Origin of the sequence: Streptomyces sp. NPDC088147, assembly GCF_044741565.1 — a bacterium.
Lineage (GTDB): Bacteria > Actinomycetota > Actinomycetes > Streptomycetales > Streptomycetaceae > Streptomyces.
Genome location: NZ_JBIUSY010000013.1, coordinates 98,889 through 124,403, shown reverse-complemented (window position 1 = coordinate 124,403; position 25,515 = coordinate 98,889). Strand labels below are relative to the sequence as shown.

Genomic DNA, 25,515 nt, shown 5'->3' with positions numbered 1-25,515 from the left:
GGCCAGGACTGAAACCCGCAGGTCGAGCGGGCTTCCCCGGGAATTGTCCCGGAATTATTACCGATCGGTATTCGATGCACGGCCATGTGCCCGTCGTGCATCATGGCCATGTGTCACGGTGCACGACTGACCTGGAGTTCCAGGAAAGAGCGAACGGGGGTTCACCCGGGCATGAGGAGAGGCGAACGCAGAAATGACGGGCCGGCGGGTCACACACAGAGAATTCATTTCACCTTCAAGGACGTAATGAATTTTCGACTGCGGAGACCTCTCGGGCCCGTCCCCGAGTCGCTTTTCGCGCTGGGGGTTCTCCACCGGAATACCGACGACGCGTTCTCCGAATGGCGCAGAGCCGTCAAGGTCAGGCAGGGCCGGCGCCTCCATCAGCTGCTGGGTCTGGCCGAGAGCCTTGCCGCCGCCCCCGGTCTGCTGTCGATCACTCTGTCGGCGTCGGGAAAGGTGAGAGTCGACGTCAGCGGCCTTCCGTCCGGCCAGGCGTCCTCCGGTCAGGCGCCCGCGACCGCGGCGCCCACCGCCCAGGCTCCGTCCGCGCAGCCGTCCTCCGGCCAGGGATCCTCCATCCATCTTCCGGCCTTTCTCCGCGAGTTCGCGGACGAGGCGATCCAGCCGTACTGGCCCCGGATCCACAGTTTTCTGGAGAGCGAGCGCGAGGCGAGCGGCCGGCTCATGTTCACCGGCGGTATGCACGAGCTGTTCCGGGCCGTGGACGGAAGGATCCAGTGGCAGCCGCCCGTCCTGACGATCCCGAGCGACCGGGCGCTGCCGGGCGACGTGCGGCTGCGAGGTGCCGGCCTGCTGCTGGTGCCCTCGCTCTTCCTGTCCGGCCCTCCGCGTCTCTTCCTCGACGAGGCCGCGCCGGAGAGAGCGCCGATCCTGGTCTACCCGGTACATCCCGACCCCATGATGGCCTCCGCCCTGTGGAACCTCACCCAGCCGAAAGAGTCACTGTCCGCCCTTGTCGGGAGCACGCGCTCCGCGGTGCTCCAAGCGCTCACCGAGAGCCGTACGACGACCGAACTCGCCCAGTATGTGGGGGTGTCCGCCGGTTCGGCGAGCCAGCACGCGAGCGTGCTGCGCAACGCCGGGCTGGTGTCGACGACACGGACGCGCAACTACGCCATCCACACGCTCACACCGCTGGGTGAGGCGCTGCTGAAGGGTCCGGCGCTCGGGCCGCCCCCGCGCCCCTCCTGTTCCCCCGCGCCTCTGCCGACCCGCCGGAGTCTTCCCGGCCCGCCGGAGCCCACCTGACCGGCGGACCCGCCGATCCCACAGGCCCCGCTCCGCCCGCCGGCCCCACTCGACCCACAGGCCCCACTCCGCCTGCCGGACCCGCTCGGCCCGGCGGACCCACTCCGCCTGGCGGACCCGCCGGACCCGCTGGACTCGCCGGCCCCGATAGGGCGTCCTCATCCCCCGCCACCCCCCTCTCCCTGCTTCGCGAACCCCTCCAGGGTCGTCCGTACGTACGTCAAGACCTCCTCCTCGGGAACGCCCCGCACCATCGCTTCGGCCAGGAGGGTGCGCAGCCGCTGCTCCCAGTCGACCCCCACCCGCAGTTCCGCCGTCGCCTTCCACACGTCCGGGTGGACCACCGCCCCGCTCTTGCGGTTGATGCGGATGATGCCCTCGCGGCGCAGCAGGTCGTACGCCTTGTTCACGGTGTGGAAGTTGATCGCCAGATCGACGGCGAACTGCCTGGTGGAGGGCAGGGACGCGCCGGGCTCCAGCATGCCGTCGGCGATGGCTTCCACCACCCGGTCCCGGATCTGCTGGTAGATCGGGACCTCACTGTCGAGATCGAGTACTAGATGCACAAGCTCACTCTATCTGATATACAACTACTAGAACAGATGGCCACGGCAGGACCGCACACCGGATCCCGGAGCGGGCCCCAGAGGGAGGGATGGATCTCATGGCAGAGCTGAAAATTTCCGGCGCGGAGCTGACGGTCGAGTTCAGCCGGCGGGAGCAGACCTGGCTCCACCGCAGCTCACTGACCGTTCCGCTGGCGAGTGTGCGCCAGGTGACCCGGGTCGACCGTCCGCTGAGCGTCGCCCACGGCACCCGCAACGGCCTGGTCGTCTCGGGGTTCGCCAAGATCGGCTTCTGGGGCGTCATGGTCGGGCCGCGTCAGCTCGTGGCCGCCTATCGCGGCAGGCCCGGTCTGCATATCCTGCTCGACCGCGCCCCCGACGGTGAGAAGGTCGACGAGCTGGTCCTCTCGCTCGACGACGCGGACCAGCTCGCCGAGCACCTCGGACAGCGTATGGGGAAGAGCTGATGAACCAACCGAACTACCGGATCGAAGTGACCGGCCTGACCAAGCGGTTCGGGCCGGTCACGGCGGTGGACAGCCTCGGCTTCTCCGTGGAGCCGGGCGTCATCACCGGATTCCTCGGCCCCAACGGGGCCGGCAAGACCACGACCATGCGCATGATCCTCGGTCTGGTCACCCCGACCGCGGGCACCGCCACCATCGGCGGCAAGGCGTACGGGGAGCTGCACCGGCCCTCCGAGATCGTCGGGGCGGTCCTCGACGCCTCCGCGTTCCACCCCAATCACTCGGCACGCGACCATCTGCGGATCTATCACACCATGGGCGGCCACCCGGCGGGCCGTGTCGAGGAGTTACTCGACCGGCTCGGCCTCGCGCACGCCGCGCACCGCAAGACCCGTACCTTCTCCACGGGCATGAAGCAGCGGCTCAGCCTCGCGACCGCGCTGCTGGGCGATCCTCAGGTGCTGCTGCTCGACGAGCCGAGCAACGGCCTCGATCCCGAGGGCATCGCGTGGCTGCGCCGCTTCCTGCGTGAACTCGCCGACGAGGGCCGCACCGTACTGGTGTCGAGCCATGTGCTCAGCGAGGTCCAGCAGATCGTGGACGACATCGTGATGATCCGGCGCGGCAAGCTGGTCGCGGCCGGCCCGCTGCGGGAGATGGAGCGGTTCAGGCCGTCGACCGTACTGGTCCGCTCCCCCGACGCCGAGGCGCTCAAGAAGGTGCTGCTGCGGGGTACACCGGACGGGGTGGCCGCGCAGAGCGTCGAGACGGGGCACGACGGCGCCCTGCGGGTGCATGGGCTCGCGACCGCGCAGATCGCCGATCTGGCGTCCGCCGCGGGGCTGCGGGTGCATGAGCTGCTCACCGAGGACACGAGTCTGGAGCAGCTGTTCTTCGAACTGACCGCGGACAGCGAGGGGGAGGCCCGATGAACGCGTTGATCAAGGCGGAGTTCCGCCGGCTGCTGGCCACGCGCATGTGGCTGTGGGCGCTGCTGACCGCCGTCGTCCTGGGCGGTGGCATGGTCGGACTGCTGACCGCCGTCGGACCCGAGAATTTCTCGCCGCCCATGCCGGGGCTGGAGACGAAGGACGGCGTCCTGTCCGTCTTCGGGATGCTGGGCTTCACGGTCTTCGTCCCCGCCGCGCTGGGCACCCTGGCCATGACGTCGGAGTACCGGCACCGTACGGCCACCTTCACCTTCCTCTTCGCCCCGCAGCGCTGGCAGGTGCTCACCGCCAAGCTGGTCACCTTCGGAGTGGCCGGCCTGGTGTACGGGCTGGTGCAGACCGGCAGTGCGGGCGTGGGGTTCTTCGGGGCGCTCGCGGCGCGCGGGGTCACTCCCGGGCTGGGTACCGGCACGGTGATCGAGCTGCTGCTCAGACTGGCGCTGACGATGGCGGTCTACACCCTGCTCGGGGTGGCGATGGGCGCGCTGATCCGCAATCAGATCGTGGCTCTCGCGGTGGTGATCGGCTATCTCTACATGGGTGAGCTGATCCTGATGATGATCCCCGGGGTCAATCTGCTCTACCCGCTGCTGCCCGGTGGGGCGACGGCCTCGCTCACCAGCTTCACCTATCTCGCCGATGTTCTGGCGGACGAACTGTCCACGAGTCCGGTGTCGTTGCTGTCACCGGTGGGCGGCGGACTGCTGCTGGCGGGTTACGCTCTCGTCGCGGCGGCCGTGGCCGTACTGGTACCCATGCGACGGGACGTGGTCTGACGGCCGGACCGCGGGTACGGACGATTGCCGGTCTCCCTTCCCCCGGCGATCGCCTGTACACGCAAAGGGCGGGTGCCCCGGACCGCATTCCGGGGCACCCGCGTTGCTCCTGCCGCACTTGTGTGGCCGATGGTGGCCGGGCGCGGCTGTGGCGCCCGACGGGTCAGGCGGGGACGCCGGCCTTTCCGGCCGGTACCGTCTCGCCCTCCATCTCACGTATGAGGCTGGCGGGCCGCATGTCCGTCCAGTTCTTCTCCACGTAGTCGAGGCAGGCCTGCCGGCCGTCCTCGCCGAAGACGACCGTCCAGCCGTCCGGGACGTTCGCGAAGGTGGGCCACAGCGAGTGCTGGTTCTCGTGATTGACCAGTACGTAGAAGGAGCCGTTGTCGTTGTCGAACGGGTTTTCCATGAGTTTTCCCTTCCCCAAGTCCGGGTTCCGGACTTCCCCCGGCCCCCCGCGGCATGATCTCCCAGCCGCTTCAGCCGGTTCAACTGTTTTGCCTGGGCCCAAAGGGTCCCGGCCGGAACCTGATATTCGATGTGTGTCGATGGACGGATGGACGGTGCGTGAATGGTGCGTGGACGGTGCGGTGTCGCGATGTGCCTGACCTCGGCGGATCAGCCGTTCCGCGCGAAGAATTCGAGCAGTGCGGCGTTGACTCCGTCGGGGCGTTCCAGATAGCCGTAGTGACCCGCGTCACGGATCTCCGTATAACGGGATCCCGGTATCGCGTCGGCTACTTCACGGCTGAAGTGCGGGGGCAGTATCAGGTCGTCCGAGAAACCGATGACGAGGCAGGGCCTGTCGATTCCCCGGTAGGCGGCGAGCCGGTTGGTGGTGATGTCGATATCGAGCTGGGCACGGTACCCCGGCAGCTGCGACACGGGCGCGAGTTCGAAGATATCCAGCCAGTCCTGGACCTCCTTGTCCTCGCTCAGGGTCGCGGGCGACAGATTCTGGAGGGCGCGGAGGGTGGCCCCGTACAGCGGTGTCATCGTGCCACCGTTGTCGTGGAACTCCCGTTCCGCCCGCGCGTGCGCCCGGCGCATGAAGTCCGTGCGCCCCCGCGTCGCCATCAGTACGAGCTGACTGACCAACTCCGGGCGGGCCAGGCAGAGTTCCTGAGCGACATGGGCGCCCAGGGAGGTGCCCACGAGCCGGCAGGGACCGATGCCGAGCCGCTCGATGAGCCCCGCCGTGTCGGCGACCAGGTCCTCGATGGTGAAGCCCTCGGCGCAGGCGTCGGTCGGCGGGATCCCCCGGTTGTTGAAGGTGATCACCCGGTAGCCGGCCGAGGTGAGGGCGGGCACCTGGTGGAGGTGCCAGGAACGGCCGCCCGCACCCGAGCCCATCACCATCACCACCGGTTCCCCCTGGCCGGTGTCCTCGAAGCTGAGGTTGATTCCGTTGATGCGGCTGATCGCCACGTACGCTCTCCGTTCTGCCGTGGTTCCGGATCAGGCGTCGGCCACCGACAGGGCGACCCGTGCCGCTGGGACCCGCGCAGCCGCATCCCGGGCACCCGCCTCACCGGCATCCGCGCCCCGCGCACCCGCCCCACGGTCATCCGTGACACGCGCGCCCTCCCAGTAGGCGCCGAAGAGCGCCGCCTCGTCGGGGACGCGTGCGGGGATGGGCCTGGAGACGGTGGTGTGGTTGAGGAAGTGCCGCCAGGTGACGTTGCCCGCGACACTCGACCCTCCCCAACTCCCGCTGGAGAGCGTGGTGGTGAAGGGTACGCCGCTGGCCAGGCTGCCGGTGTTGGTCATGGTCGACTGGTTCACCACGACACGGCAGTGTGAGACGGCGTCGGCCAGCCGCATGACCCTGTCCGCCCTGGCCGTGTGCACGGCGCAGCTGTGCCCGAGGCCGCAGCGCTCCGAGATGTTCTGCACCAGCCGCACGGCCTCGTCGAATTCGGTGTAGACGGAGACGGTCAGCAGGGGGGAGAGCTTCTCCCGCAGCACCGCGGAGTCCTGCCAGGGGTCGGCGCAGCGGACGACGAGGACGGTCACCTTCTCCGAGGCGTCGAGAACGACCCCGGCGGCCCGTGCGATGTCCGCGGCCGGGCGGCCGATCATCTCGCGGTTGAGTGTGCTGCCGTCCGGCCACAGCAGCCGGACGACCCGGACGGCCTCCTCGTCGGTGCAGAGATGGGCGCCGGCGCGTGCCAGTGTCTCCTCGAACGCGGCGGCGATGGAGTGGTGCACGAGCACATTGCTCTCGGACGAGCAGGACGTGCCGTGGTTGAACCCGGCCCCGTGCTGGATCTTGCCGACGGCGTCCTCGAGATCCGCGGTCTCGTCCACGATCACGGTCGGGTTCCCGACTCCGGCGCCGATCGCCGGCGTACCACTGCGGTAGGCGCGCCGTACCGTTCCCGCACCGCCTATGGCGACGACGGAGTCGGCGGCGGCCATGAGCTGTTCGCCGGGCTCACGGCCGGTCACGGGCAGACACTGCATCAGGTCGGGAGGCGCCCCGATCTCCGCGAGCGCGGCGCGCATGACGTCCACTGTGGCGAGTGCGCTGCGGTGTGCGCGCGGGTTGGGGCTGAAGACCGCCGCGTTCCGGGTCTTCAGCATCGGCAGCGCGTTGCAGATGATGCCCGGGGCCGGAGCCGTCGCGGGGCTGGCGACGGCGATCACCCCGAGCGGTTTCGCGATCTTGACAAGCCCCAGATCCGGCTGTTCCTCGACGACACCGACGGTCCGCGCGCCGTGCAGATCGTTGAGGATCCCCAGCACGCGTCTGCGTTGCAGGGTGTACAGGTCTTCGATGTCCCCGAGCCCGGTCTCCTCGTGGCTCAGGCGGGCGAGTCCGCGCGCGGTCTCCTCCCGATAGCAGTGCCAGCCGACGGCCATGACGGCCCTGTCGGTGTCGGCCTGCGACCATGACGCCACTTCCGCAACGGCCGCTCGGGCTCGGCGTACGGATTCCTCCACGGATTCGCTGATCACAGCTACTCCCCTACGGCGGTCGCTGAGGCGCGGCCCCTGGAGCACAGTGACGCGCCTTCATCCCGGCAGGTCGTCCAGCAACTCCCGACCTCCCGCAGAGAACTTCACGTTCCTGCCCGGACAACGTAACCACAGAGAAACCGGAGCGGCCACAGTTTCTGTTGACGGCAAATGCCCTGTATTCACGGGCCCGACGGGACTCCGCCGAACTGTTCATTTTGGGCTCGGCCAAAACTCCCTATGCGGAAGTCAATTCTGTGCGATGCGGAATTCCGCGGAATTCCGGCCGCCGGGGCGGCGCGAGCGGGAGAAGCACCGGCCCGCCGGCCGACGGGGGCGGACGACGCACCGGGCGGCCGAGGGGGGACGGACGCACCGGGCGGCCGACGCTCACCCGTCGGTGAGGACCGGTGCGCGTCGGCCGCTCCGGCGGTCAGTGACCGATCCACCCGTGCGCGCGGGCCAGTTCGACGATCCGTGCGCGGATCCGCTTGATCTGATCGGCCGTCAGAGTGCCGTCGGCGTCGAGGAGTACGTCGGTCAGCTCGCTCCGGAACCCGGCGGCGCCCGACCGGCCCTCCGCCTCCCCGCCGTCCGCTCCCAGCTGCTCCGGCCTGCGGCCCGAGGGCTGATGGATCAGGCGGATCTCCGACGCCTTCGGGCCCTTCTCGCCCATCTCGACGAAGAACTCGACGTCCCTGCCCGCCTGGTAGAGGTACTTCTCGTCCAGCAGATCGTTCGCGTGCATGAACACGTCCTCACCCCCCTCGTCCGGGTTGATGAATCCGTACCCACGCGTCTCGTCGAACCGCTGGATCTTCCCCGTCTTCAACACAACCGCACCTCCACGACCGCCACAACCAACCATGATTCAGCCCGATCAGGATGCTACGTCGCACGCCGCGGCGCCACCCCTGAAGAATTCATGATCCGGGCAGTGAATCGGCCATGACGGTTCGAGGACGCGCACACTGTCTGCACAGCTCAGGCCGTGGCACCGTCGGCGGTGAGTCCCGGTTCCTCCCCCTTGGTGCACGCCACACCGGTGTGACCTCCGGAGAACCGGGCCAGCGATCCGCGCCCGCCGTGCCCACCGCGCACCGGCGAGCGTATTGTCGGCCGCACTGCCGACGCCACGGATTCACCACTTGCTTACGGGGGCGTTACATGCAAAGGATCCATTTCACCGCGGCAGATCTTGCCCGAACCCGGCTTCAGAGCACACTCGGACCCGTCGCCGAAGGGGTCTTCGCACTCGGTGTGCTCACGCAGTCCCGCAACGCCGACTACGCGCGATGGCGAGGCGACGTACTCGGCCGGCTCCGCGAGACCTCCTCCCTCAACAGACCGCTCGTCCCGCTGCTCCGGGCCCTCAAGGCGCCGGACGACCTGCTGTTCCTGCTCGACTCCTCACCGGACGCGGACACGTCGGCGCTCGCCGCGCTCTCCCTGACGCGTACGGACGCGACCCGGCTGGCCGTGGACATGTGGCGGGCCGGTGTCGCCCCGTACTGGGACAGCATCCTGGAGCGGCTCGACAGTGAGTGCGACGCGCACGGACGTATCGCCATGACGGGCGGGGTCGAGCAGTTACTCGCCACGCTGCACCCCCGGATCGTATGGAATCCGCCGGTGCTGGAGATACACGACGGGCTGGAGCTGGACGTCCGTCTCAAGGGCCAGGGCCTGCTGCTCAACCCGTCGGCGTTCCTGCCCGGCCTGGTCGGCCGCGTCATCGCCTCCGAACGGGACAGCGACCAGCCCGCGTTGGTCTTCTCCGTACCGCCGGATGTCGCCGGTCTGTTCGCGATCCCGGACGACCCGGAGATCACCGGCGGACAGGCGCTCAGCGCACTCGTCGGACAGACGCGCGCCGCCGCCCTGCGCGCGCTGACCAACACCTGCACCACCAGCCAGCTCGCCGCACGGCTCGGCGTCTCCCCCGGCAGCGCGAGCCAACACGCCTCCGTGCTCAGGGAGTCCGGGCTGATCACCACCCGACGGGTACGGAACTGCGCCCTCCATTCGGTGACACCGCTCGGAATGGCGCTCCTGGGCGGCCGGCTGCGGAAAGTCCCTTCCACGGGTCGTCTCGGTACGCGCCGGGCCTCGGTGAACTGAGCCGCCGCACCGGAAGATCGTAGGGTCGATCCGCATTTCATCTCCATATGCTTTGGCTGTCGGTAAACAACCCCGCACTGAACGTGAGAACTTCATATGCTGGCAGTGAATGCGGGACTGTTTGCGGGTCACATCGCTGTGCGCAGAATCAATCCGGCATGCCGCACGACAGCCGCACGACAACTGACAGCAATGAAAAGGGGAACAATCGCCATGAGCAACGCCATCACCTCCCTCCTCGGTTCCGACGGACCGGCGGCCGGGGGGCGTCATCTCGTCATCGAGGACCTCGACTCGATGCCCGAGCAGGGCGTCGCGCTGCTGAGTATCTGCATCAACGCCTCTCCCGTCGCCCCGGCGTTCCACGGGCACGAGCAGCACCAGGGATGACAGAGGCGGGGGGGAACGGCTGGTGGCCGACGGCCGGCGACGGCGCGCGGCTCGGCTTCAAGAGCCATCTGCGCGCCACGGTGGTCCCGGGAGAGGCGGCCTATCTGGTGTCCCAGCGCGGTGTCACCGCGCTGTACGGGGATCACAGCGAAGTGCTGGTACCACTGCTCGACGGCAGCCGCAGCCCTGACGGGGTACTGCGCGACGCGGCTCCCGCGCTGACCGCGGAGGAGGCCGCCGCCTCGCTGCGGGCCCTCGACGCGGCGGGACTGCTGCGGCTCCGCCCGGCCACGGCGGAGGGCTCGGCGACGGTGCCGGGCTCGGCGACGGTGCCGGACTCGGCGGCGGCGCACAGCTCGACGGCGGCGCACGGCTCGACGGTGGCGCACGGCTCGACGGTGGCCCGGGACTCGGCAGCGGTACGGGACCGGGCCGCACCGGAAAACCCCACCGCACCCCCCCGCACCGATCCGGCCGCCGAGGCCTACTGGGATCTGGCCGGGCTGGACGGCGCACGTACGCTGGACACGCTCGCCCGGACCTCGGTGCGCCCGGTGGCCCTCACCGACATCGATCTGCGGCAGGTCGGCGCCGCGTGCCGCGCCTCGGGACTGACGCTCGCGCCTCCGGACACGGAGGCGGACCTCTCACTCGTCCTGTGCGACGACTATCTCTCCCCCCGGCTGCGCGAGGTCGATGCCCGGCATCGCGCGGCCGGGACGCCCTGGCTGCTGGTGGGGGTGGGCTCCGCGGCTCCCTGGATCGGGCCGGTCTTCCGCCCCGGCCAGGGCCCGTGCTGGCACTGTCTGGCGACCCGGCTGCGCGGTCACCGCTCCTCCGAACGCCCCCTCCAGCGCGCCCTGGGCCTGGAGGGACCGCCTCAGCGTCCACACGCCACACTGGCGGCGGGCAGGGCCATCGCCGTCCAGCTCGCCGTGCTGGAGGCCGCCAAGTGGCTGGCGGGCGCACGGACGGCCTCCCACGACTCCGTGAACACACTGGACACACTGGGGCTGCACACCACGGCCCATCCCGTGGCGCGGCTGCCGCAGTGCGCGGCCTGCGGGGATCCCGGTCTGGTGGCCCGGCGGGTCACCGCTCCGTTCACACCGGTGTCGCGGCCCAAGGCCGTACAGGACCTCAACGGCCATCGGGCACTGACGCCCCATCAGATGCTGGAACGCTACGGGTCGTTGGTCGATCCCGTGACCGGGATCATCAAGGAGATCCGGCGCGCGCCGGGGAGCCCGGAGTTCGTCAACGCCTTTCTCTCCGGCCAGAATCTGGCCATGCGCAGTGGGACGCTGGCGGGACTGCGGGCCGGGCTGCGCTCCCTCAGCGGGGGCAAAGGGCTCACGGACACGGAGGCCCGTACGAGCGCGCTGGGCGAGGCGGTGGAGCGCTACAGCGGGACCCGGCAGGGCGACGAGCCGGTGGTCCACGACTCCCTGCACGCCCTGGGCGAGGCGGCGATCCACCCCAACTCCTGCCAGCTGTTCGACGAGCGGCAGTTGCGGGACAGGGGGCGGTGGAACGCGAGCGGCAACCGGCTGTACCACGTACCACCGCGCTTCGACACGCGCCGCCCCACCGACTGGACCCCGGTGTGGTCGCTGACCGGACGGACCCAACGCCTGCTGCCGACCTCCATGCTGTACTTCGGCGAGGAGGAGTCACCGGACGGCCTGAGCGCCGACTCCAACGGCAACGCGGCCGGCAGCAGCCCCGAAGACGCCCTGATCCAGGGGTTCCTGGAGCTGGTGGAGCGGGACGCCGTGGCGTTGTGGTGGTACAACCGGACCCGTCAGCCCGGTGTCGATCTCGACGCGTTCGGCGAGCCGTACATCGAGCGGCTGCGCGAGGGCTACCGTACGGTGCGCCGCGAGGTGTGGGCGCTGGACGTGACCTCGGACCTCGGCATTCCGGTGATCGCGGCCCTGTCCCGGCGTACGGACAAGCCCGCCGAGGACATCGTCTTCGGCTTCGGCGCGCACTTCGACCCGCGACTGGCGCTGCGCCGGGCCCTGACCGAGATGGGCCAACTCCTGCCCCTCGTCAGCGAGGTGACGGCCGGGGGCGACGGCTACCGCATCACCGATCCCGAGCCGCAGGACTGGTGGCGCCACTCCACGGCCGCCAACCGCCCCTATCTGCGGGCGGATCTGGGCGTACCGGCCCGGGGGCCGCGCGACTGGGTCTACGCCCCGACCGACGATCTGTGGCAAGACGTCACCGCCATCACGGAGTTGACGCGCGCGCACGGAATGGAACTGCTCGTACTCGACCAGAGCCGACCCGATCTGGAACTCCCCGTTGTGAAGGTGATCGTCCCGGGGCTGCGGCACTTCTGGCCCCGGTACGCGCCCGGCCGTCTGTTCAACACGCCTGTGGAGCTGGGGAGATGCGCCGAACCCACGCCATACGGCCGACTGAACCCCATACCACTGTTCGTATGACCTCTACTAGCGGACGCGTAAAGTCCGCGTAACGGAACGACGATTTCGTCCCGGCACCGCCCGATCTCAGCACATCCTTCACGCCGATCACTTAGGCTCTTCACGTAGTACGGAGGTTCGACGGGGAAGGCTGCGAAGACACACGATCATGCGAAGTCGCGATGACGGATCCACTGAGAATGTCCGGCCGGGGGAGAAGGACGAGGTGACGCGCGGCCCCACGACGCCACCGGATCTGCCGGCTCCTCAACTGGCCCGCGTCATCCTGACGATCGCTCTTCTCGGCTATCTGAGCGTCACCATCATCAATCTCATGGGAGTGAACCACAGCACGTTCTCTCTCACCGCCTCCCTCACCGGCATGCTGCTCATTTTCCTCTTGCAGCTGAGACACTCCAGCCCCGCGGCCCGCCGGGCGCCCACCTGGCAGAAGTCGCTCACCCTCGGCACACAGGCACTGCTCACCTATCTGCCGATCGTGGCCTTCCACTCGCAGTGGGGGGCGATGGCCGGTTTCCTCGCGGGCTCCCTGCTGCTCCTGCTGCCCGGCCGACGGGCGTGGTTCGCCTACGGCGCCGTGGGGATCAGCATGGTCATCCCCCCGGTCGTGGACCGTCTCCCGCTGCGGGAGGCGTTCTATCTGTGCCAGTCGACGCTGCTGACCGGACTGGTCGTGTACGGACTCTCCCGGATGGCCGAGCTGGTAAAGGCGTTGCACGACACCAGGATCGAACTGACCCGGATGGCGGTCACCCAGGAACGCCTGCGTTTCGCACGGGATTTACACGATCTGCTGGGCTACAGCCTCTCCGCGATCACTCTCAAGAGCGAGCTGATCCACCGGCTGGTCCCGACGCATCCGCGCCGCGCGATGGACGAGATCAGTGAAGTCCTGGCGATCTCACGGCAGTCGCTCGCCGATGTGCGTACGGTCGCCAGCGGGCTGCGGGGGCTCTCGCTGGAACAGGAGCTGGGTTCGGCGCAGTCCCTGCTCGCCGCCGCCGATGTGCGGGTGGGGGCCACCATCCGGCTCGGGAAGATCAGCCAGCAGGTCGACACCGTGCTCGCCGCCGTGCTGCGGGAGGCGATCACCAATCTGCTGCGGCACTCACGCGCGGGGATCTGTGACATCGAGGCCATTCAAGAAGGCGGGTGGGTACGGCTGTCCGTGCTCAACGACGGTGTCGACCCGGCGTACCGCGACTCCTCACCGCACAGCGGCAGCGGTCTGGGAAACCTGGAGACACGGCTCCGCGCCGTGTCGGGCCGCCTCTCCGTCGCACGCGGCGCCGACGGCACCTTCCATCTGATGGCCGAGGCGCCCGCCCATCTGATCAGAGGAGTGCCCGATGTGGACGACGTCTACGCCCAGGACTCCGCGGCCTGAGCGGCCCCACTGGATCCGAGGAGGAGACCCGACGCATGGCGATCCGCATTCTGCTGGCCGAAGACATGAACATGGTCCGCGGAGCGCTGGTGGCTCTGCTGAACCTGGAGAGCGACCTCAAGGTCGTCTGTGAACTGGAGCGCGGCGACCACATTCTGCCCGCCGCGCTGGAACACCGCCCCGATATCGCGATCATCGACATCGATCTGCCGGGGATCGACGGACTGACGGCGGCCGCCCGGCTGCGGGAGTCGCTGCCCGAGTGCCGGACACTGATCCTCACCAGCCTGGGCCGGCCGGGAACGCTCCGGCGCGCGCTGTCGGCGCATGTCTCCGGCTATCTGCTCAAGGACGCGCCGCCCCAGGAACTGGCCACGGCGGTACGGCGGGTGGTCGCCGGTCACCGGGTGATCGACGCACAGCTCGCGCTCTCGGCATGGGACGGCGCCGAGTCGCCGCTGACCGAGCGGGAGACGGAGGTGCTGCGGATGGCGGCGGAGGGGTCGGAGGCCAATGAGATCGCCCGGTATCTGCATCTGTCACCGGGGACCGTACGGAACTATCTGACGACGATCGTGGCCAAGCTCAACGCGCGCAACCGCGTGGACGCGATCAGGATCGCGCAGGAGGCGGACTGGCTGCTGTGAGAGCGTGCCGCTGTGAGAGCGGCACGCCCCCGCGCCGCCGCCCACGCGCCGCCCCCGCGCTCAGACGAGGTGGCCGTCGAAGTCATCCACCGGTACGGCCATACCGGCCGCGGCCAGATACTCGATGATTCCCCGCGTCACCGCCCTCGGCAGCGGCAGCGCGTCCGACGCCTGGTCCGGGGTGATGGGCCAGGCCAGCATGCCTGCCACCCAGGCCGCCTCGGGGCGGTGCAGCAGCACCCGGTGCGGCGAGCCGACCGACTCCAGCGCGAACCCCGCCGCTTCCAGGGTGAACGACACCCCGCGCGGCATCCGGACGGGGCGCTTCGGCGGCAGCGGTATGGGGGTGAAGGGGGCGGGCCGGGCGACGGGCAGCACCGAGAGCAGCGGCCCCTTCAGATCGTCCAGGCCGAGCGTACGGACCACCAGGTGGGAGAGCCGCTTCAGCACCGGCAGCAGCACCAGATACGTATGGGCCCGGGGCACGATACTGCCCGGCCGGGGTTCGAGATTCGCGAGGAGTACGGGCCCGAGCTGCATCCGGCGCAGCGCCTCGTGGACGACCGGGTGCGCGTCTCCGATGCGCTCGGTCCCCCACCGCCCGGTCAGGACGAGCGTCTGGCCGCCGGCCTCCGTGGCGACGGCGACATCCTCGCTCAGCGACCAGAGGTTCACTGTTCGATGCTCATCCGCCGTTCCCATGCTGCCCCTCGATTTGAAACGGCCAGGTACCGATCAGTATGTGGGGGCCGGCGAGGCCGGGGGGAGCGAGGATGTCACGAATCCGATGTGGAGATTTCACGCGGGGGGCGCGAGAGCGGCGCCTTGCGGAATGACCTGGCGTGGTGGTCCGTTGTCCAGGACATGTACGCAGACACGGAGACGATCCGGAAGATCCTCACGCGGAGCGGCGACACCTGGGCCGTGGTCGGGCTGTCCGACAACCGGTCCCGCGCGGCCTACGGCGTCGCGGCGGTGCTCCAGCGCTTCGGCAAACGCGTCGTACCGGTCCACCCGAAGGCCGAGCGGGTCCACGGCGAGCAGGGCTACGCCTCGCTGGCCGACATTCCGTTCCCGGTCGATGTCGTGGACGTCTTCGTCAACAGCGACCTGGCGGGCGCGGTCGCGGACGAGGCGGCGGCGATCGGGGCGAAGGCCGTCTGGTTCCAGCTCGGGGTGATCGACGAACAGGCGTACGACCGCACCCGCGCGGCCGGTCTCGACATGGTCATGGACCGATGCCCGGCGATCGAGATCAACTCTCTACGTGATTGATTCTCTGCGTGCGTGATGAGGTTGTCGCCGTCCGGGGTCGTACACGAGCGGTTTCATGACAGCCCTCCTTCGCACGTTCGTTTGAATCATACGTTCGTTTCATCCGCCATGGGTAGAGTCCTTCGTGTGGCGACCCCAGACACCCGCACCCAGATCCTCGACGCGGCCGAGCACCTCTTCGCCGAGCACGGCTACCGCGGCACCTCGGTCCGCGCGATTACCAAACTCGCCGGAGCGAACCTGGCCGCCGTCGGCTACCACTTCGGCTCGAAGGCGGAGCTGATGGCCGCGGTCGCCCGCCGCGTGAGCGAGCCCGTCAACGCCGCCCAGTGCGCCCGGCTCGACACCTTGCTCGCCCGGACCCCCGACCCACCGGTCGGCGAACTGGTGGAGGCATTCGCGGGGCCCCTGTTCGACGAGATGCCGGCCGGCGACGAGGGCGGCGCCCGGACGTCCCGGCTGATCGTGACGATCCTCAGCGACCCGGCCGAGGAGGCACGCAGCTGGACCGGCCCGGCCGAGGACTCGGTCCGCGAGCGCTACCTCGCGGCCTTCGCGCGCGTACTGCCCGGCCTCTCCCCGGAGGAGCTGTGGTTCCGGATGCGGGGGATCCTCGCCGTGACGGTCGTCGACCGCCTTGAAGCCCACCAGCAGCCCTCCCCTGGCTGCGCGTCCCCGGTGGCGGGCGAGGCGGCCCGGCGATGGGCGATCACGTTCCTGACGGCGGCGATGAGCGCGCCACCGACCCGAACCTGACGAACTCGTGCATGCGGACGATGACTTCGGGCTCGCCGCGCAGGTCTTACCGGCCCGCGTTCCTCACAGGGCCCAACGCTTGCGCTCTCCGGGTCCCGCCGTCGGACGGCCGCGTGCCACTTCTGCCACGCGCTACCAGTGAACGGCCGGGGCGGCCGCCAGGGATCACACCCGGCCGCCCCGGTTGTCCGGTGCGCGAACGGGCCACGTCGGAGCAGGAGTTGGAGCGCGTCCCACTGGCTGTGGTCCAACGTCCTCGATCCGAAGGCGGCGTCGGTCCGTCTCGCCCTCGGTTCCGGCGTGGAATGAAAGGTCAGACGCCCAGGCCCTCCAGAACCACCGCGCCCGGCAGGCCGCCGAAGATCTTGCCCGGGACGATCAGCTTGCCGCGGCGCCGGCCGCTGCCGATCAGGACCCATTCCGTGTCGAGCACCGCGGAGTCCACCAGCAGCGGCCAGGACGCGGGCAGTCCGATCGGCGTGATGCCTCCGTACTCCATGCCGGTCTCGCCGACGGCGGTGTCCATCGCGGCGAAGGAGGCTTTGCGCGCGCCCAGTTGCCGGCGGACCACGCCGTTGACGTCGACGCGGGTACGGGAGAGCACGACACACGCCGCGAGAGTCGACTCGCCGCCCCGCTTGCCCGCCACGACCACGCAGTTCGCGGACTGGTCGAGCAGTCCGGGGCCGTGGTGCTCGGCGAAGACCGCCGTGTCGGCGATCGCCGGGTCGGTGTCGACGTACACCAGCTGCTCGACGGGGACGTCACCACTCCAGGCGCGCACGGCGTCGGCGACGGGCGGCGTCAGTTCTTCGAGGCGGTCAAGGGCCCGTCCGGCGTTGTCGAAGTTTCCCAGGGGAGCGCGCATGGACCGTACGCTAACAGCCGCCTCACCAGCGCGGACCGGGTGTCTCAGCGTGCGGGCGGGATCGACACGGACATGAACATCTCGACGGTCTCGGCGCCTTCGTTGCGGTAGATGTGCGGCACGTTCGCCTCGAAGACCGCCGAGGCGCCCGCCGGTACGGTGTGTGCCTCGGCGTCGACGACGAGGGTCAGTGCGCCGGTGGTCACATGCAGCAGCTCGGTGGTTCCCGACGGATGCGGGTCGGAGGAGCTGGAGTCCCCCGGCCGCAGGATCCACTCCCACAGTTCCAGCGGTCCGCGTGCCTCGGTGCCGACGAGCAGCGTGGTCCGGCTGCCCGCGGGCGTGGACCACATCCGGACGGCCTGGCTCTCCGGCACGATCCTGACCTGCGGGCCCTGCTCGTAGTCGAGGAGCGTGGTGATCGAGACACCGAGCGCGTCGGCGAGCTTGACCGTGGTGCCGACGCTGGGGTTGGTACGGGCCTGCTCGATCTGGATGATCATCCCGCGGCTGACCCCCGCCCTGGCCGCCAAGGCGTCGAGGGTGAAGCCCCGTTCACCGCGCCAGCGCTTGAGATTGCGGGCGAGCGACTGCGTGAGCTGGTCGAGGTCCGACACGTTCCGTCCAATAAATTCAATGAGGCAGTTCAATGAGCTGCACTAGGGTGTGATGCACCCCTCGTTCATCGCACTGTACTGCGAGGCCCCGCGCGTCCGCATCGCCGCCCTGACCACGCGGTGGCATCCCCGGGCGACGTACGGTGAGGCTCACCCCAAAGGTGGATGCTCCCGAGGCCCCCGGGGCGGGCTCAGGGCAGCCGATATGACCGTACGGTTGGCTGAAAGCAGTTGACCACACCGAGCCTCAACGGGCCGCCGACGGGCGTCCGGAGCCCCGAACGGGCGTCGGCATCCCGGCTTCGGGCACGGCAGACGCGGATTTCGCGCATATGACAGGGGCTACACCGGTTCACCGTATCTACCATGCCCCTCCTGGCCGGTGGGTGACTTCGGGACGAACTCCCCCGTTGAGTGGGCTCCAGCCGATCTGTGTGTTCCATGAGCTCGCGGCGTGGTTAGCATGAGCGCCACATGTGGTGCGGAAGATCGCCGTCCCCATCGGTGTCAGATCCCGCCCGTGCGGCCGAAGCGCGCTGGTCGGCCGTCTATATCCCCCGCACTCAAGCACCCGAGGGACCGCGGAATGTCAGTGCCTGTCGCCCCCCGCCCGCGCCGCATACGCAAGGCACGGTCTCTGCCGCTCGCCGTACCCCTGGGTCTGCTGGTGGTGGCCGCCGCGGCGGGAGGCGCCGTGGCCGCGACGGCGCCCGCGGCGGCCCGTACCTGGGTGGCCGCCACCGTCGCCACCGCCTGGGCGCTCCTGGCGGTCACGACCGTCACCTCCGCGCTGCTGCTGCGCCGCGGCCGGCGCGGAACGGCCACCGCCGAGCACGAGACGCGGGCGGCGCAGACGCGGCTGACCCAGCTGGGCGCGGAATCGGCGCATCTGCTGAACGTGACGCTGCCCTCGGTGGTCAAGCGGGTCGGGGACGGCGTGGGCGCCGACGAGACGCTGGAGTCCGTCCCGGGTCCGTCCGATCCCCAACTGCGGCGCCTGCTGGAGATGTTCACCACCGAGATCGCCGACTCCGCACGGCGTTCGGCCGACGCGTCGGCCGAACGTGACAGAGCTGTCGCCCAGCTGACGCGGGCCGCCGACGAGCTGGATCTGCTCACCACCAAGACGCTTCCCGACGCTCTCGGCGGCCTGCGCTCCGGCGGTTCCGCGGACACCGTGCTCGGCACCGTCGAACAGCCCTCCGACCCGCGGCTGCGGGTCCTGCTGGACACGGCGGTCAGGGACTTCGCCATCAGTGAGCGACGGGCCGCGGCGGCACAGGCCGCCAGCGCCAAGGCGCTGAGCCGGGTCCAGGCGAAGGCCGTGAGCATGCTCGCGGATCTGCGCGAGATGCAGGACCGGTACGGCGAAGAGGTCTTCGGGGACCTGCTCAAGCTCGACCACAACACCTCGCAGCTCGGACTGCTCACCGACCGGCTCGCCCTGCTGATGGGGGGCCGCGCGAGCCGCGCCTGGAACAAGCCGATCGGCATGGAGAGCATCCTGCGCGGCGCGGTGGGCCGGATCTCCGCGTACCAGCGGGTCAGGCTGCACTGTTCGAGCCGCGCCGCGATCGCCGGATTCGCCGCCGAGCCCGTGATGCACCTCCTCGCCGAACTCATGGACAACGCGGCGAACTTCTCCCCGCCGATCGACGAGGTCCATGTCTATGTCGAGGAGCGCACCGCCGGGATCGTGGTGACCATCGAGGACAGCGGGCTGAAGATGGCCGCCGCCGCGATGCGGCGCGCCGAGGAGTCCGTCTCGGGACGGGTCACCGACCTGGCGATGCTCCAGGGCACCCGGCTCGGTCTCGCCGTGGTCGGCCGGCTGGCCGCCAAGTACCACATCAGCGTCAACTACCGGCCGTCGTCCCGTGGCGGTACGGGCGTCGTGGTCCTCTTCCCGCCGCAGCTCATGGCCCAGCAGCGCGGTGTGGCCCCGGAGCAGTCCCTGCGGCGCCCGGCCCCGGCCCCCGCCCCGGAGGCGACGGCTCCCGCCGCCCCGCCGGTCACTCCGGCCTCCCGGACCACGGCGGCCCCGCCCCGCTCGTCCGCCCCGTCCGCCCCGGCGGTCTCCCCCGTACTGCCCACACCGTCCGCCCCGGTGGACGGCCCCCGCGTGGCGACGCCCAACGGTCTGCCGGTCCGTCCGCCCGGCCGCACCATGGCCGCCGCCGACCGAGGCCGGCCGCAGCCGGAGTCGGAGCGCGAGGCAGTACAGCCGGGCCGTGACGCGGGCTCGCAGTTCGGCGCCTTCCACCGTGCGCGCCGCGCCTCGGAGGACCGGCCGGGCTCCGGCGACGCCACCGGCGCGGCCGACACCGCCGGCACGTCCGGCGCCGACGACGTGTCCGGAACCGGCGGTACGCGGGGACCTGACGGCACATCCGGGACTCCGGCCGAATAACGGCCGCCCTCTCCCCGTACGGCGCCCGGGGTCTTGGCGCCCTTCCCCACCCGGAACGCGAGATTGGAGGCACGGGCAGGTGACCGGTCCGCCCGGTACCACCCGCCCCACGCACACCATGCAGACCACTGACAACAGCCTGACCTGGCTCCTCGAGAGCCTGTTGGAACGCACCCCCGGCACCCGGCACGCCCTGGTGCTCTCCCGTGACGGGCTGAAGCTCTGCTGGAGCCGTCATCTCACCCTGGACCAGGCCGACCAGCTGGCGGCCATCTGTTCCGGCATCCAGGCGCTCGCCCAGGGCGCCTCGGTGGAGTTCGGCAACGGCACCGGCGGTGTACGGCACTCGATGACCGAATTCCACGGCGGGCTGCTGTTCATCGTGGAGGCCGGTGACGGAGCGCATCTCGCGGTCGTGGCCGAGGACGGTGCCGACCCGGGTGTGGTGGGCCATCAGATGACCGAGCTGGTCGAGCAGATCGGTGAGCATCTGCGGGCCGAGCCACGCGGGACGGTCCAGGAGAGTTCCCCCTCATGACCCCCCGCCGGCCCGTCGACACCGGGGATCCCGACCGGCTGTACACCGTCACCGGTGGCCGCAGCCGGGTCGACGACGACTCGTTCGATCTGGTCACCCTGATCGTCAGCGAGTGCGAACCGACGTCGGGGATGCAGTCGGAGCACGTCCGGATCCTGGAACTGTGCCGTCATCCCACGGCGGTCGTCGAGATCTCCGCGGAGCTGAAGCTGCCGGTGACGGTGGTACGGATCCTCCTCGGTGATCTCGTCGCGACGGGCCGGATCACCGCCCGGCATCCCCGTGCGGCACGCTCCGCCGAGCTGCCCGACTCCGCCCTTCTGAAGGAGGTGCTCCATGGACTCCGTAACCTCTGAGCTTCCGGCCCGTACCCCGCTGGCCGACGCCGCCGAGACCGGTCTGAAGATCGTCATCGTGGGCGGCTTCGGGGTGGGCAAGACCACCCTCGTACGGTCGGTGAGCGAGATCCGGCCGCTCAACACCGAGGAGGTCATGACGCAGGCCGGGATCGGTGTCGACGAGACCGCCGGGCTGACCACCAAGACCACCACGACCGTCGCCTTCGACTTCGGCCGGATCAGCCTCAACGACCGCATGGTGCTCTATCTGTTCGGGGCGCCAGGACAGGAGAGATTCTGGTTCCTCTGGGACCGGCTCTTCTCGGGCACGCTGGGCGCGGTCGTCCTCGTCGACACCCGGCGGATGAGCGAGTCCTGGTACGCGATCGACCGGCTGGAGCACCACAGGACACCGTTCGTGGTCGCGGTCAACCGGTTCGACGACGATGTCTCGGCATTCTCACTGGCGGAGATCAGGCAGGCGCTCTCGCTGCCGGATCATGTCCCGCTGATCGACTGCGACGCACGGGTGCGTTCGTCCGGCAAGAGCGTACTGATCACCCTCGTGGACCACCTCTACGAACTGGCCATGGCCCGGGAGATGACCCCATGACCGATTCCGCGGACCCCTCCCCCGACCACGCCGTCCCGCCGCCCGGCTGCCCCGCGCACGCCGGCGCGCAGGAGGACGCCGTGGCGCTGAGCGGCCTGGAGTACCAGCAGACCCCGTCCCAGCTGTACCGCACCCTGCGCAGGGAGCACGGCGCGATCGCGCCCGTCGTGCTCGACGGGGGCATCCCCGCCTGGCTGGTGCTCGGCTATACCGAGGTCTCGTATGTGACCAGCCATGACGAGCTGTTCGCCCGTGACTCGCGGCGCTGGAACCAGTGGCCGTCGATCCCGCCCGACTGGCCGCTGATGCCGTTCGTCGGCTACCAGCCGTCGGTCATGTTCGCGGAGGGCCCGGAGCACCAGCGCAGGGCCGGCGTGATCACCGACGCGCTGGAGGCCATCGACCAGTTCGAACTGGCCCATACCTGCCGCGGGATCGCCGAGGGGCTCATCGACGACTTCGCCGGCAGCGGTCACGCCGAACTGATGACCGCGTTCGCGCACGCGCTGCCGATGCGGGCCGTGGTCCAGCTCTGCGGGATGCCGGCCGACGGCGTCGACACCGACGACCTCGTCCGCGATCTGCGGATCTCGCTGGACGCCGCCGAGGGCGATGACCCCGTCGCCGCCTATGTGCGCGTGATGGAGCGGATGCAGCGACTGGTCAAGGACAAGCGGGACCAGCCGGGTTCCGACCTCACCTCCCGGATGCTCGGCCATCCGGCCGGGCTGACGGACGAGGAGATGGTCGTCGACCTGATCACCGTCATCGCCGCCGCGCAGCAGCCGACCGCCAACTGGATCTGCAACACCCTGCGACTGCTGCTCACCGACGACCGGTTCGCGCTGAACGTGTCCGGCGGCCGGCTCAGTGTGGGGCAGGCGCTGAACGAGGTGCTGTGGCTGGACACCCCGACACAGAACTTCATCGGCCGGTGGGCGGTGCGCGACACACAGCTCGCCGGCCGGCACATCAAGGCGGGCGACTGTCTGGTCCTGGGGCTGGCCGCGGCCAACACCGATCCGCAGCTCTGGCCGGAGGGCCATATCGGCCAGGAGAACTCCGCGCATCTGTCGTTCAGCAACGGTGAGCACCGCTGCCCCTACCCGGCCCCGCTGCTGGCCGATGTCATCGCGCGCACCGCGGTCGAGACGCTGCTGGAGCGGCTGCCCGACGTGGTGCTCGCGGTCGAGCCGTACGAGCTGACGTGGCGGCCGTCCATCTGGATGCGGGGGCTGACCGCGCTGCCGGTGAGCTTCACCCCGGTCGTGCAGTAACGGAGCCGTACCGGCCGCTCGCCCGCGCGGGCGTACGGCCGCCGGGCCCGGTCGTTCCGGGCCCGGCGGAGGCCGTCAGCTCTTGACCGGGGTGAACCGCACGGGCAGTGTCCGCGGGCCACGGGTGAACACGCCGTGCTCGACCGGGTCGAACCCGTCGGCGAGACGGATGTCCGGCATGGCGTCCAGCAGTTGGTTGACGCCGGTCTCGACCTCCGCCTTGGCCAGCAGGGCGCCGACGCAGAAGTGCCGTCCGAGCGCGAAGGCCAGGTGGTCGGCCGCCGCGGAGAACGCGGTCGTCGTGGTCAGATCGTCCCGGAAGATATTGAAGCGGTCCGGCTCCTGGTAGCGCGAGCCGTCACGGTTGGCCGCGCCGATCAGACAGGTGACCGTGGCTCCCGCCGGTATGGTCCCCCCGCTCACCTCCACGTCCTCTGCGGTCTGCCGCATGATCATGTGCACCGGCGGGGTGAACCGGAGCGTCTCCGCGAAGGCCCGGTCGATCAGCGTACGGTCCCGCTGTACGGCCGCCAGCTGGTCGGGGTGGAGCAGCAGATTCGCGAAGACGCTGGCGATCGCCTTGTCGGTGGTCTCACCGCCGGCCGCCAGCAGCAGGCTGCAGAACGCCTTGATGTCCTCGTCGCTCATCCGTACGCCGTCGACCTCGGCGGCGCAGAGCGTGGAGAGCAGATCGTCCCCGAGGTTGTCGCGCCGCTCGCGGATGATCGGCAGCATGTAGGCGGCGAACTCGGCGCGGGTGCGGTCACCGGCCGCCGCGACCTCCGCGTCGCCGGAGAGGTTGCCCAGGAAGGCGATGACCGCAGTGTACCAGCCGTGGAACCGGGCGTGGTCGGCCTTGTCGAGGCCCAGCATGTCCGCGATGACGTTGACGGGGAAGCGGGTGGCGTAGTCCGTCACCAGGTCGGCGCATCCGGTGTGCCGGAAGGCGTCGATGAGTTCACGGGAGTTGCGCTCGATGACCGGCAGGAACTTCTCGCGCAGATCGCTGCCGCGGAAGGCCGGGGCGACCAGCGCCCGGCGCACGGCGTGTTCCCGGCCGCTCAGCTGGAGGATCGTCTTGCCGTGCACGGGCTCGATCTGCCAGTCGTAGTTGTCGGTGGTGAACTCCGACTCCTTGTCCTTGAAGGCGTGTTCGACATCCTCGTAGCGCGAGACGATGTAGCTCTTGGTGGCCTCGTGCCAGATGAGCGGCGCGCTCTCGCGCATCACCCGGTAGGCCGGATACGGATTCTCGGCGAACTCGGGCGACAGGATGTCGGGGACCTGCTGTGCGGTGGCCATGGAGCTCCTCGGTCAGTACCTGGCCCGATCGTTAACGGGCGACTCCACCAAGGTTATTGATCAACCGTCATCAGATACAGCCATCGGCGTGCCGGACCTGAGGTCTATGTGCCTGGAGTGGTCGCTTACGGTGTAACTCCGATCAGCACGGAGGAGACGTCATGACGGAACGGGCACTGATCACCGGAGTGGGCGGGAAGGTCCCCGGCGTCGACCCCGCCGCGTTCACCGCGCCGACGTCCGTGGTGGTCGGCGATGTCACCGTGGCGGCGGGTGCGAGCGTCTGGTACCACACCGTGCTCAGGGCCGACTGCGGGCCGATCGTGGTGGGCGCGGACAGCAACATCCAGGACAACTGCACCCTGCACTGCGATCCCGGTTTCCCGCTCACGGTCGGCGAACGCGTCTCGGTCGGTCACAACGCGGTGCTGCACGGCTGCACGGTCGAGGACGACGTACTGATCGGCATGGGCGCCACGGTTCTCAACGGCGCGCACATCGGAGCGGGGTCGCTGGTCGCGGCGCAGTCGCTCGTACCGCAGGGCATGCGGGTGCCGCCGGGCTCGCTGGTCGCGGGGGTGCCCGCCAAGGTCAAACGCGAGCTGACCGAGGAGGAGCGGGCGGGGATCAGGCTGAACGCGGCGGGCTATCTGGAGCTGGCGAAGGCACACCGCGAGACGCACGCGGACTGACGGGAACGGCAGCTGCTGCCGGAGAAAGCTCGGCGAGACAGCTCGGCCGGAAAACCCGGCCGGAAAACCCGGCGGAAATCTCGGTCCGAGAGCTGAGCCGGGGAACTCAGTCCGCGGCGGGTACGGGATCGGGCTCGGCCGCCGAGGGCTCCCGCTCCGCGGCCTTCTTGGCACGGTTCCTGAGAATGAGCATGGACGCGATCCCGATCAGCACCGCGAGCAGCAGACCGAGCCAGGAGAAGCGCTTGAGCCATGCCTCGGCGACCACGCCCACCGAGTAGACGACGGCGGTCGTACCGCCCGCCCAGACGATGCCGCCCAGCACGTTGGCGATCAGGAACTTCCAGTACGGCATGCGCAGCACGCCGGCGAGCGGCCCGGCGAAGATCCGCAGCAGGGCGACGAAGCGGCCGAAGAAGACGGCCCACATGCCCCACTTCTGGAACGACCGCTCCGCCATGGCGATCTGAGCCTCGCCGAAGTGCTTGGGGAACTTCGCGCCGAGCCGGGCGAGCAGCGGCCTGCCGCCCTTGCGGCCGATGGCATAGCCGATCGAGTCACCGATGATCGCGCCGGCGGTGGCGCAGGCGCCGAGGATGTACGGGTTGATGTCGCCGTGCTGGGAGGCGAGCAGCGCCGAGCTGACGAGGACGATCTCACCCGGCAGCGGGATACCGAGGCTTTCGAGCCCGATGACCACCCCCACCAGGAGATAGACGCTGACCGCGGGGACGGTCTCCAGCCACTCCTGGACGTGCACCGCCGGTTCCTCTCGTTGTTTCCGCTGCCCGGCGTGCGCCTGGCCAGGCGCACGCCGGGCAGCCTACCCGGTGGGC

Annotated in this window: 27 protein-coding genes; 17 read left to right on the top strand and 10 right to left on the bottom strand. The window is 69.8% G+C overall.

All coding sequences use genetic code 11. From position 1 onward, the window contains the following. Positions 1-246: 246 nt before the first annotated feature. Positions 247-1,272 (top strand): winged helix-turn-helix domain-containing protein, encoded by a 1,026-nt coding sequence (locus tag ACIOGX_RS35705; RefSeq protein ID WP_401762412.1) that lies wholly within the window; start codon positions 247-249, stop codon positions 1,270-1,272. Positions 1,273-1,430: 158 nt separating this feature from the next. On the opposite strand, the gene ACIOGX_RS35700 is transcribed toward ACIOGX_RS35705, so the two are convergent. Further along, positions 1,431-1,838: a GntR family transcriptional regulator gene (locus ACIOGX_RS35700; protein WP_356518594.1), complete on the bottom strand. Its 408-nt coding sequence runs from the start codon at positions 1,836-1,838 to the stop codon at positions 1,431-1,433. A 98-nt stretch (positions 1,839-1,936) separates the two neighbouring features. On the opposite strand from ACIOGX_RS35700, the gene ACIOGX_RS35695 reads away from it, so the two are divergent. Genes ACIOGX_RS35695 through ACIOGX_RS35685 form a run of 3 tightly spaced genes read left to right on the top strand, consistent with a single transcriptional unit; the run spans position 1,937 to position 4,031 of the window. Next, positions 1,937-2,305: a hypothetical protein gene (locus tag ACIOGX_RS35695; RefSeq protein WP_356518593.1), complete on the top strand. Its 369-nt coding sequence runs from the start codon at positions 1,937-1,939 to the stop codon at positions 2,303-2,305. Next, positions 2,305-3,237, top strand: a complete 933-nt coding sequence (locus tag ACIOGX_RS35690; protein WP_356518592.1) for an ABC transporter ATP-binding protein — start codon at positions 2,305-2,307, stop codon at positions 3,235-3,237. Before ACIOGX_RS35695 ends, ACIOGX_RS35690 begins: the two co-directional genes overlap by 1 nt. Beyond that, positions 3,234-4,031, top strand: coding sequence for an ABC transporter permease (locus ACIOGX_RS35685; protein WP_356518591.1), 798 nt, complete (start codon positions 3,234-3,236; stop codon positions 4,029-4,031). The genes ACIOGX_RS35690 and ACIOGX_RS35685 overlap by 4 nt, the downstream gene beginning before the upstream one ends. A gap of 163 nt (positions 4,032-4,194) precedes the next feature. On the opposite strand, the gene ACIOGX_RS35680 is transcribed toward ACIOGX_RS35685, so the two are convergent. The 4 genes from ACIOGX_RS35680 to ACIOGX_RS35665 form a co-directional block, all read right to left on the bottom strand. Then, positions 4,195-4,440 (bottom strand): MbtH family protein, encoded by a 246-nt coding sequence (locus ACIOGX_RS35680; RefSeq protein WP_129771568.1) that lies wholly within the window; start codon positions 4,438-4,440, stop codon positions 4,195-4,197. A 209-nt stretch (positions 4,441-4,649) separates the two neighbouring features. After that, positions 4,650-5,459 carry an alpha/beta fold hydrolase gene (locus tag ACIOGX_RS35675; protein WP_356518590.1) on the bottom strand — a complete coding sequence of 270 codons (810 nt, stop codon included), beginning with the start codon at positions 5,457-5,459 and terminating at the stop codon, positions 4,650-4,652. Between the two features lie 30 nt (positions 5,460-5,489). Beyond that, complete coding sequence (locus ACIOGX_RS35670) at positions 5,490-6,992, bottom strand: aldehyde dehydrogenase family protein (RefSeq protein WP_401918879.1); 1,503 nt, start codon at positions 6,990-6,992, stop codon at positions 5,490-5,492. 433 nt (positions 6,993-7,425) lie between these two features. Then, on the bottom strand, positions 7,426-7,827 hold the full coding sequence (locus ACIOGX_RS35665) for a cold shock domain-containing protein (RefSeq protein WP_356518588.1): 402 nt from the start codon (positions 7,825-7,827) through the stop codon (positions 7,426-7,428). Positions 7,828-8,252: 425 nt separating this feature from the next. On the opposite strand from ACIOGX_RS35665, the gene ACIOGX_RS35660 reads away from it, so the two are divergent. From ACIOGX_RS35660 to ACIOGX_RS35640, 5 genes are all read left to right on the top strand, one after another. After that, positions 8,253-9,113, top strand: coding sequence for an ArsR/SmtB family transcription factor (locus ACIOGX_RS35660; protein ID WP_401762421.1), 861 nt, complete (start codon positions 8,253-8,255; stop codon positions 9,111-9,113). Between the two features lie 213 nt (positions 9,114-9,326). Beyond that, complete coding sequence (locus ACIOGX_RS35655; RefSeq protein WP_383973482.1) at positions 9,327-9,503, top strand: hypothetical protein; 177 nt, start codon at positions 9,327-9,329, stop codon at positions 9,501-9,503. Beyond that, positions 9,500-11,959, top strand: a complete 2,460-nt coding sequence (locus ACIOGX_RS35650) for a TOMM precursor leader peptide-binding protein (RefSeq protein WP_401918876.1) — start codon at positions 9,500-9,502, stop codon at positions 11,957-11,959. Before ACIOGX_RS35655 ends, ACIOGX_RS35650 begins: the two co-directional genes overlap by 4 nt. Before the next feature lie 148 nt (positions 11,960-12,107). Next, positions 12,108-13,346 (top strand): histidine kinase, encoded by a 1,239-nt coding sequence (locus ACIOGX_RS35645; RefSeq protein WP_356518584.1) that lies wholly within the window; start codon positions 12,108-12,110, stop codon positions 13,344-13,346. A 35-nt stretch (positions 13,347-13,381) separates the two neighbouring features. Further along, positions 13,382-13,993 carry a response regulator transcription factor gene (locus ACIOGX_RS35640; RefSeq protein ID WP_356518583.1) on the top strand — a complete coding sequence of 204 codons (612 nt, stop codon included), beginning with the start codon at positions 13,382-13,384 and terminating at the stop codon, positions 13,991-13,993. Between the two features lie 60 nt (positions 13,994-14,053). Here the strand turns inward: ACIOGX_RS35640 and ACIOGX_RS35635 are convergent, their stop codons facing one another. Further along, positions 14,054-14,668, bottom strand: a complete 615-nt coding sequence (locus tag ACIOGX_RS35635) for an NADH oxidase (RefSeq protein WP_401918873.1) — start codon at positions 14,666-14,668, stop codon at positions 14,054-14,056. 189 nt (positions 14,669-14,857) lie between these two features. On the opposite strand from ACIOGX_RS35635, the gene ACIOGX_RS35630 reads away from it, so the two are divergent. Beyond that, complete coding sequence (locus tag ACIOGX_RS35630) at positions 14,858-15,268, top strand: CoA-binding protein (RefSeq protein ID WP_383973489.1); 411 nt, start codon at positions 14,858-14,860, stop codon at positions 15,266-15,268. A gap of 126 nt (positions 15,269-15,394) precedes the next feature. Beyond that, positions 15,395-16,024, top strand: a complete 630-nt coding sequence (locus tag ACIOGX_RS35625) for a TetR/AcrR family transcriptional regulator (protein WP_387015815.1) — start codon at positions 15,395-15,397, stop codon at positions 16,022-16,024. 313 nt (positions 16,025-16,337) lie between these two features. Here the strand turns inward: ACIOGX_RS35625 and ACIOGX_RS35620 are convergent, their stop codons facing one another. Continuing rightward, on the bottom strand, positions 16,338-16,892 hold the full coding sequence (locus ACIOGX_RS35620) for a YbaK/EbsC family protein (protein ID WP_356518579.1): 555 nt from the start codon (positions 16,890-16,892) through the stop codon (positions 16,338-16,340). 44 nt (positions 16,893-16,936) lie between these two features. Beyond that, entirely contained in the window at positions 16,937-17,509 is a 573-nt protein-coding gene (locus tag ACIOGX_RS35615; protein ID WP_401918870.1) for a helix-turn-helix domain-containing protein, read from the bottom strand. Between the two features lie 586 nt (positions 17,510-18,095). On the opposite strand from ACIOGX_RS35615, the gene ACIOGX_RS35610 reads away from it, so the two are divergent. The 5 genes from ACIOGX_RS35610 (at position 18,096) to ACIOGX_RS35590 (ending at position 22,685) form a co-directional block, all read left to right on the top strand. Further along, positions 18,096-19,919: an ATP-binding protein gene (locus ACIOGX_RS35610; protein WP_401918868.1), complete on the top strand. Its 1,824-nt coding sequence runs from the start codon at positions 18,096-18,098 to the stop codon at positions 19,917-19,919. Positions 19,920-20,037: 118 nt separating this feature from the next. Continuing rightward, complete coding sequence (locus ACIOGX_RS35605; RefSeq protein WP_129771582.1) at positions 20,038-20,457, top strand: roadblock/LC7 domain-containing protein; 420 nt, start codon at positions 20,038-20,040, stop codon at positions 20,455-20,457. Beyond that, positions 20,454-20,813, top strand: coding sequence for a DUF742 domain-containing protein (locus ACIOGX_RS35600; RefSeq protein WP_129771583.1), 360 nt, complete (start codon positions 20,454-20,456; stop codon positions 20,811-20,813). The genes ACIOGX_RS35605 and ACIOGX_RS35600 overlap by 4 nt, the downstream gene beginning before the upstream one ends. After that, a complete protein-coding gene (locus ACIOGX_RS35595; RefSeq protein WP_356518576.1) occupies positions 20,794-21,408 on the top strand; it encodes an ATP/GTP-binding protein in 615 nt (204 codons plus the stop codon). The genes ACIOGX_RS35600 and ACIOGX_RS35595 overlap by 20 nt, the downstream gene beginning before the upstream one ends. Then, complete coding sequence (locus ACIOGX_RS35590) at positions 21,405-22,685, top strand: cytochrome P450 (RefSeq protein ID WP_356518575.1); 1,281 nt, start codon at positions 21,405-21,407, stop codon at positions 22,683-22,685. The genes ACIOGX_RS35595 and ACIOGX_RS35590 overlap by 4 nt, the downstream gene beginning before the upstream one ends. Before the next feature lie 75 nt (positions 22,686-22,760). Here the strand turns inward: ACIOGX_RS35590 and ACIOGX_RS35585 are convergent, their stop codons facing one another. Continuing rightward, positions 22,761-23,987: a cytochrome P450 gene (locus ACIOGX_RS35585; RefSeq protein WP_401918865.1), complete on the bottom strand. Its 1,227-nt coding sequence runs from the start codon at positions 23,985-23,987 to the stop codon at positions 22,761-22,763. 161 nt (positions 23,988-24,148) lie between these two features. On the opposite strand from ACIOGX_RS35585, the gene ACIOGX_RS35580 reads away from it, so the two are divergent. Next, on the top strand, positions 24,149-24,679 hold the full coding sequence (locus tag ACIOGX_RS35580; RefSeq protein WP_356518573.1) for a gamma carbonic anhydrase family protein: 531 nt from the start codon (positions 24,149-24,151) through the stop codon (positions 24,677-24,679). A gap of 106 nt (positions 24,680-24,785) precedes the next feature. Here ACIOGX_RS35580 and ACIOGX_RS35575 read toward each other — a convergent pair whose 3' ends face one another. Beyond that, on the bottom strand, positions 24,786-25,439 hold the full coding sequence (locus tag ACIOGX_RS35575; RefSeq protein ID WP_356518599.1) for a DedA family protein: 654 nt from the start codon (positions 25,437-25,439) through the stop codon (positions 24,786-24,788). Between the last annotated feature and the right edge of the window lie 76 nt (positions 25,440-25,515).

Bases quoted from the DNA above. Each gene is read 5' to 3' on its own strand.
- ACIOGX_RS35690 (WP_356518592.1), top strand. From the start codon at position 2,305: ATGAACCAACCGAACTACCGGATCGAAGTGACCGGCCTGACCAAGCGG.
- ACIOGX_RS35585 (WP_401918865.1), bottom strand. From the start codon at position 23,987: ATGGCCACCGCACAGCAGGTCCCCGACATCCTGTCGCCCGAGTTCGCC.
- ACIOGX_RS35680 (WP_129771568.1), bottom strand. From the start codon at position 4,440: ATGGAAAACCCGTTCGACAACGACAACGGCTCCTTCTACGTACTGGTC.
- ACIOGX_RS35580 (WP_356518573.1), top strand. From the start codon at position 24,149: ATGACGGAACGGGCACTGATCACCGGAGTGGGCGGGAAGGTCCCCGGC.
- ACIOGX_RS35590 (WP_356518575.1), top strand. From the start codon at position 21,405: ATGACCGATTCCGCGGACCCCTCCCCCGACCACGCCGTCCCGCCGCCC.
- ACIOGX_RS35610 (WP_401918868.1), top strand. From the start codon at position 18,096: ATGTCAGTGCCTGTCGCCCCCCGCCCGCGCCGCATACGCAAGGCACGG.
- ACIOGX_RS35630 (WP_383973489.1), top strand. From the start codon at position 14,858: ATGTACGCAGACACGGAGACGATCCGGAAGATCCTCACGCGGAGCGGC.
- ACIOGX_RS35595 (WP_356518576.1), top strand. From the start codon at position 20,794: ATGGACTCCGTAACCTCTGAGCTTCCGGCCCGTACCCCGCTGGCCGAC.
- ACIOGX_RS35705 (WP_401762412.1), top strand. From the start codon at position 247: ATGAATTTTCGACTGCGGAGACCTCTCGGGCCCGTCCCCGAGTCGCTT.
- ACIOGX_RS35645 (WP_356518584.1), top strand. From the start codon at position 12,108: ATGCGAAGTCGCGATGACGGATCCACTGAGAATGTCCGGCCGGGGGAG.
- ACIOGX_RS35655 (WP_383973482.1), top strand. From the start codon at position 9,327: ATGAGCAACGCCATCACCTCCCTCCTCGGTTCCGACGGACCGGCGGCC.
- ACIOGX_RS35640 (WP_356518583.1), top strand. From the start codon at position 13,382: ATGGCGATCCGCATTCTGCTGGCCGAAGACATGAACATGGTCCGCGGA.
- ACIOGX_RS35620 (WP_356518579.1), bottom strand. From the start codon at position 16,892: ATGCGCGCTCCCCTGGGAAACTTCGACAACGCCGGACGGGCCCTTGAC.
- ACIOGX_RS35685 (WP_356518591.1), top strand. From the start codon at position 3,234: ATGAACGCGTTGATCAAGGCGGAGTTCCGCCGGCTGCTGGCCACGCGC.
- ACIOGX_RS35600 (WP_129771583.1), top strand. From the start codon at position 20,454: ATGACCCCCCGCCGGCCCGTCGACACCGGGGATCCCGACCGGCTGTAC.
- ACIOGX_RS35650 (WP_401918876.1), top strand. From the start codon at position 9,500: ATGACAGAGGCGGGGGGGAACGGCTGGTGGCCGACGGCCGGCGACGGC.
- ACIOGX_RS35695 (WP_356518593.1), top strand. From the start codon at position 1,937: ATGGCAGAGCTGAAAATTTCCGGCGCGGAGCTGACGGTCGAGTTCAGC.
- ACIOGX_RS35605 (WP_129771582.1), top strand. From the start codon at position 20,038: ATGCAGACCACTGACAACAGCCTGACCTGGCTCCTCGAGAGCCTGTTG.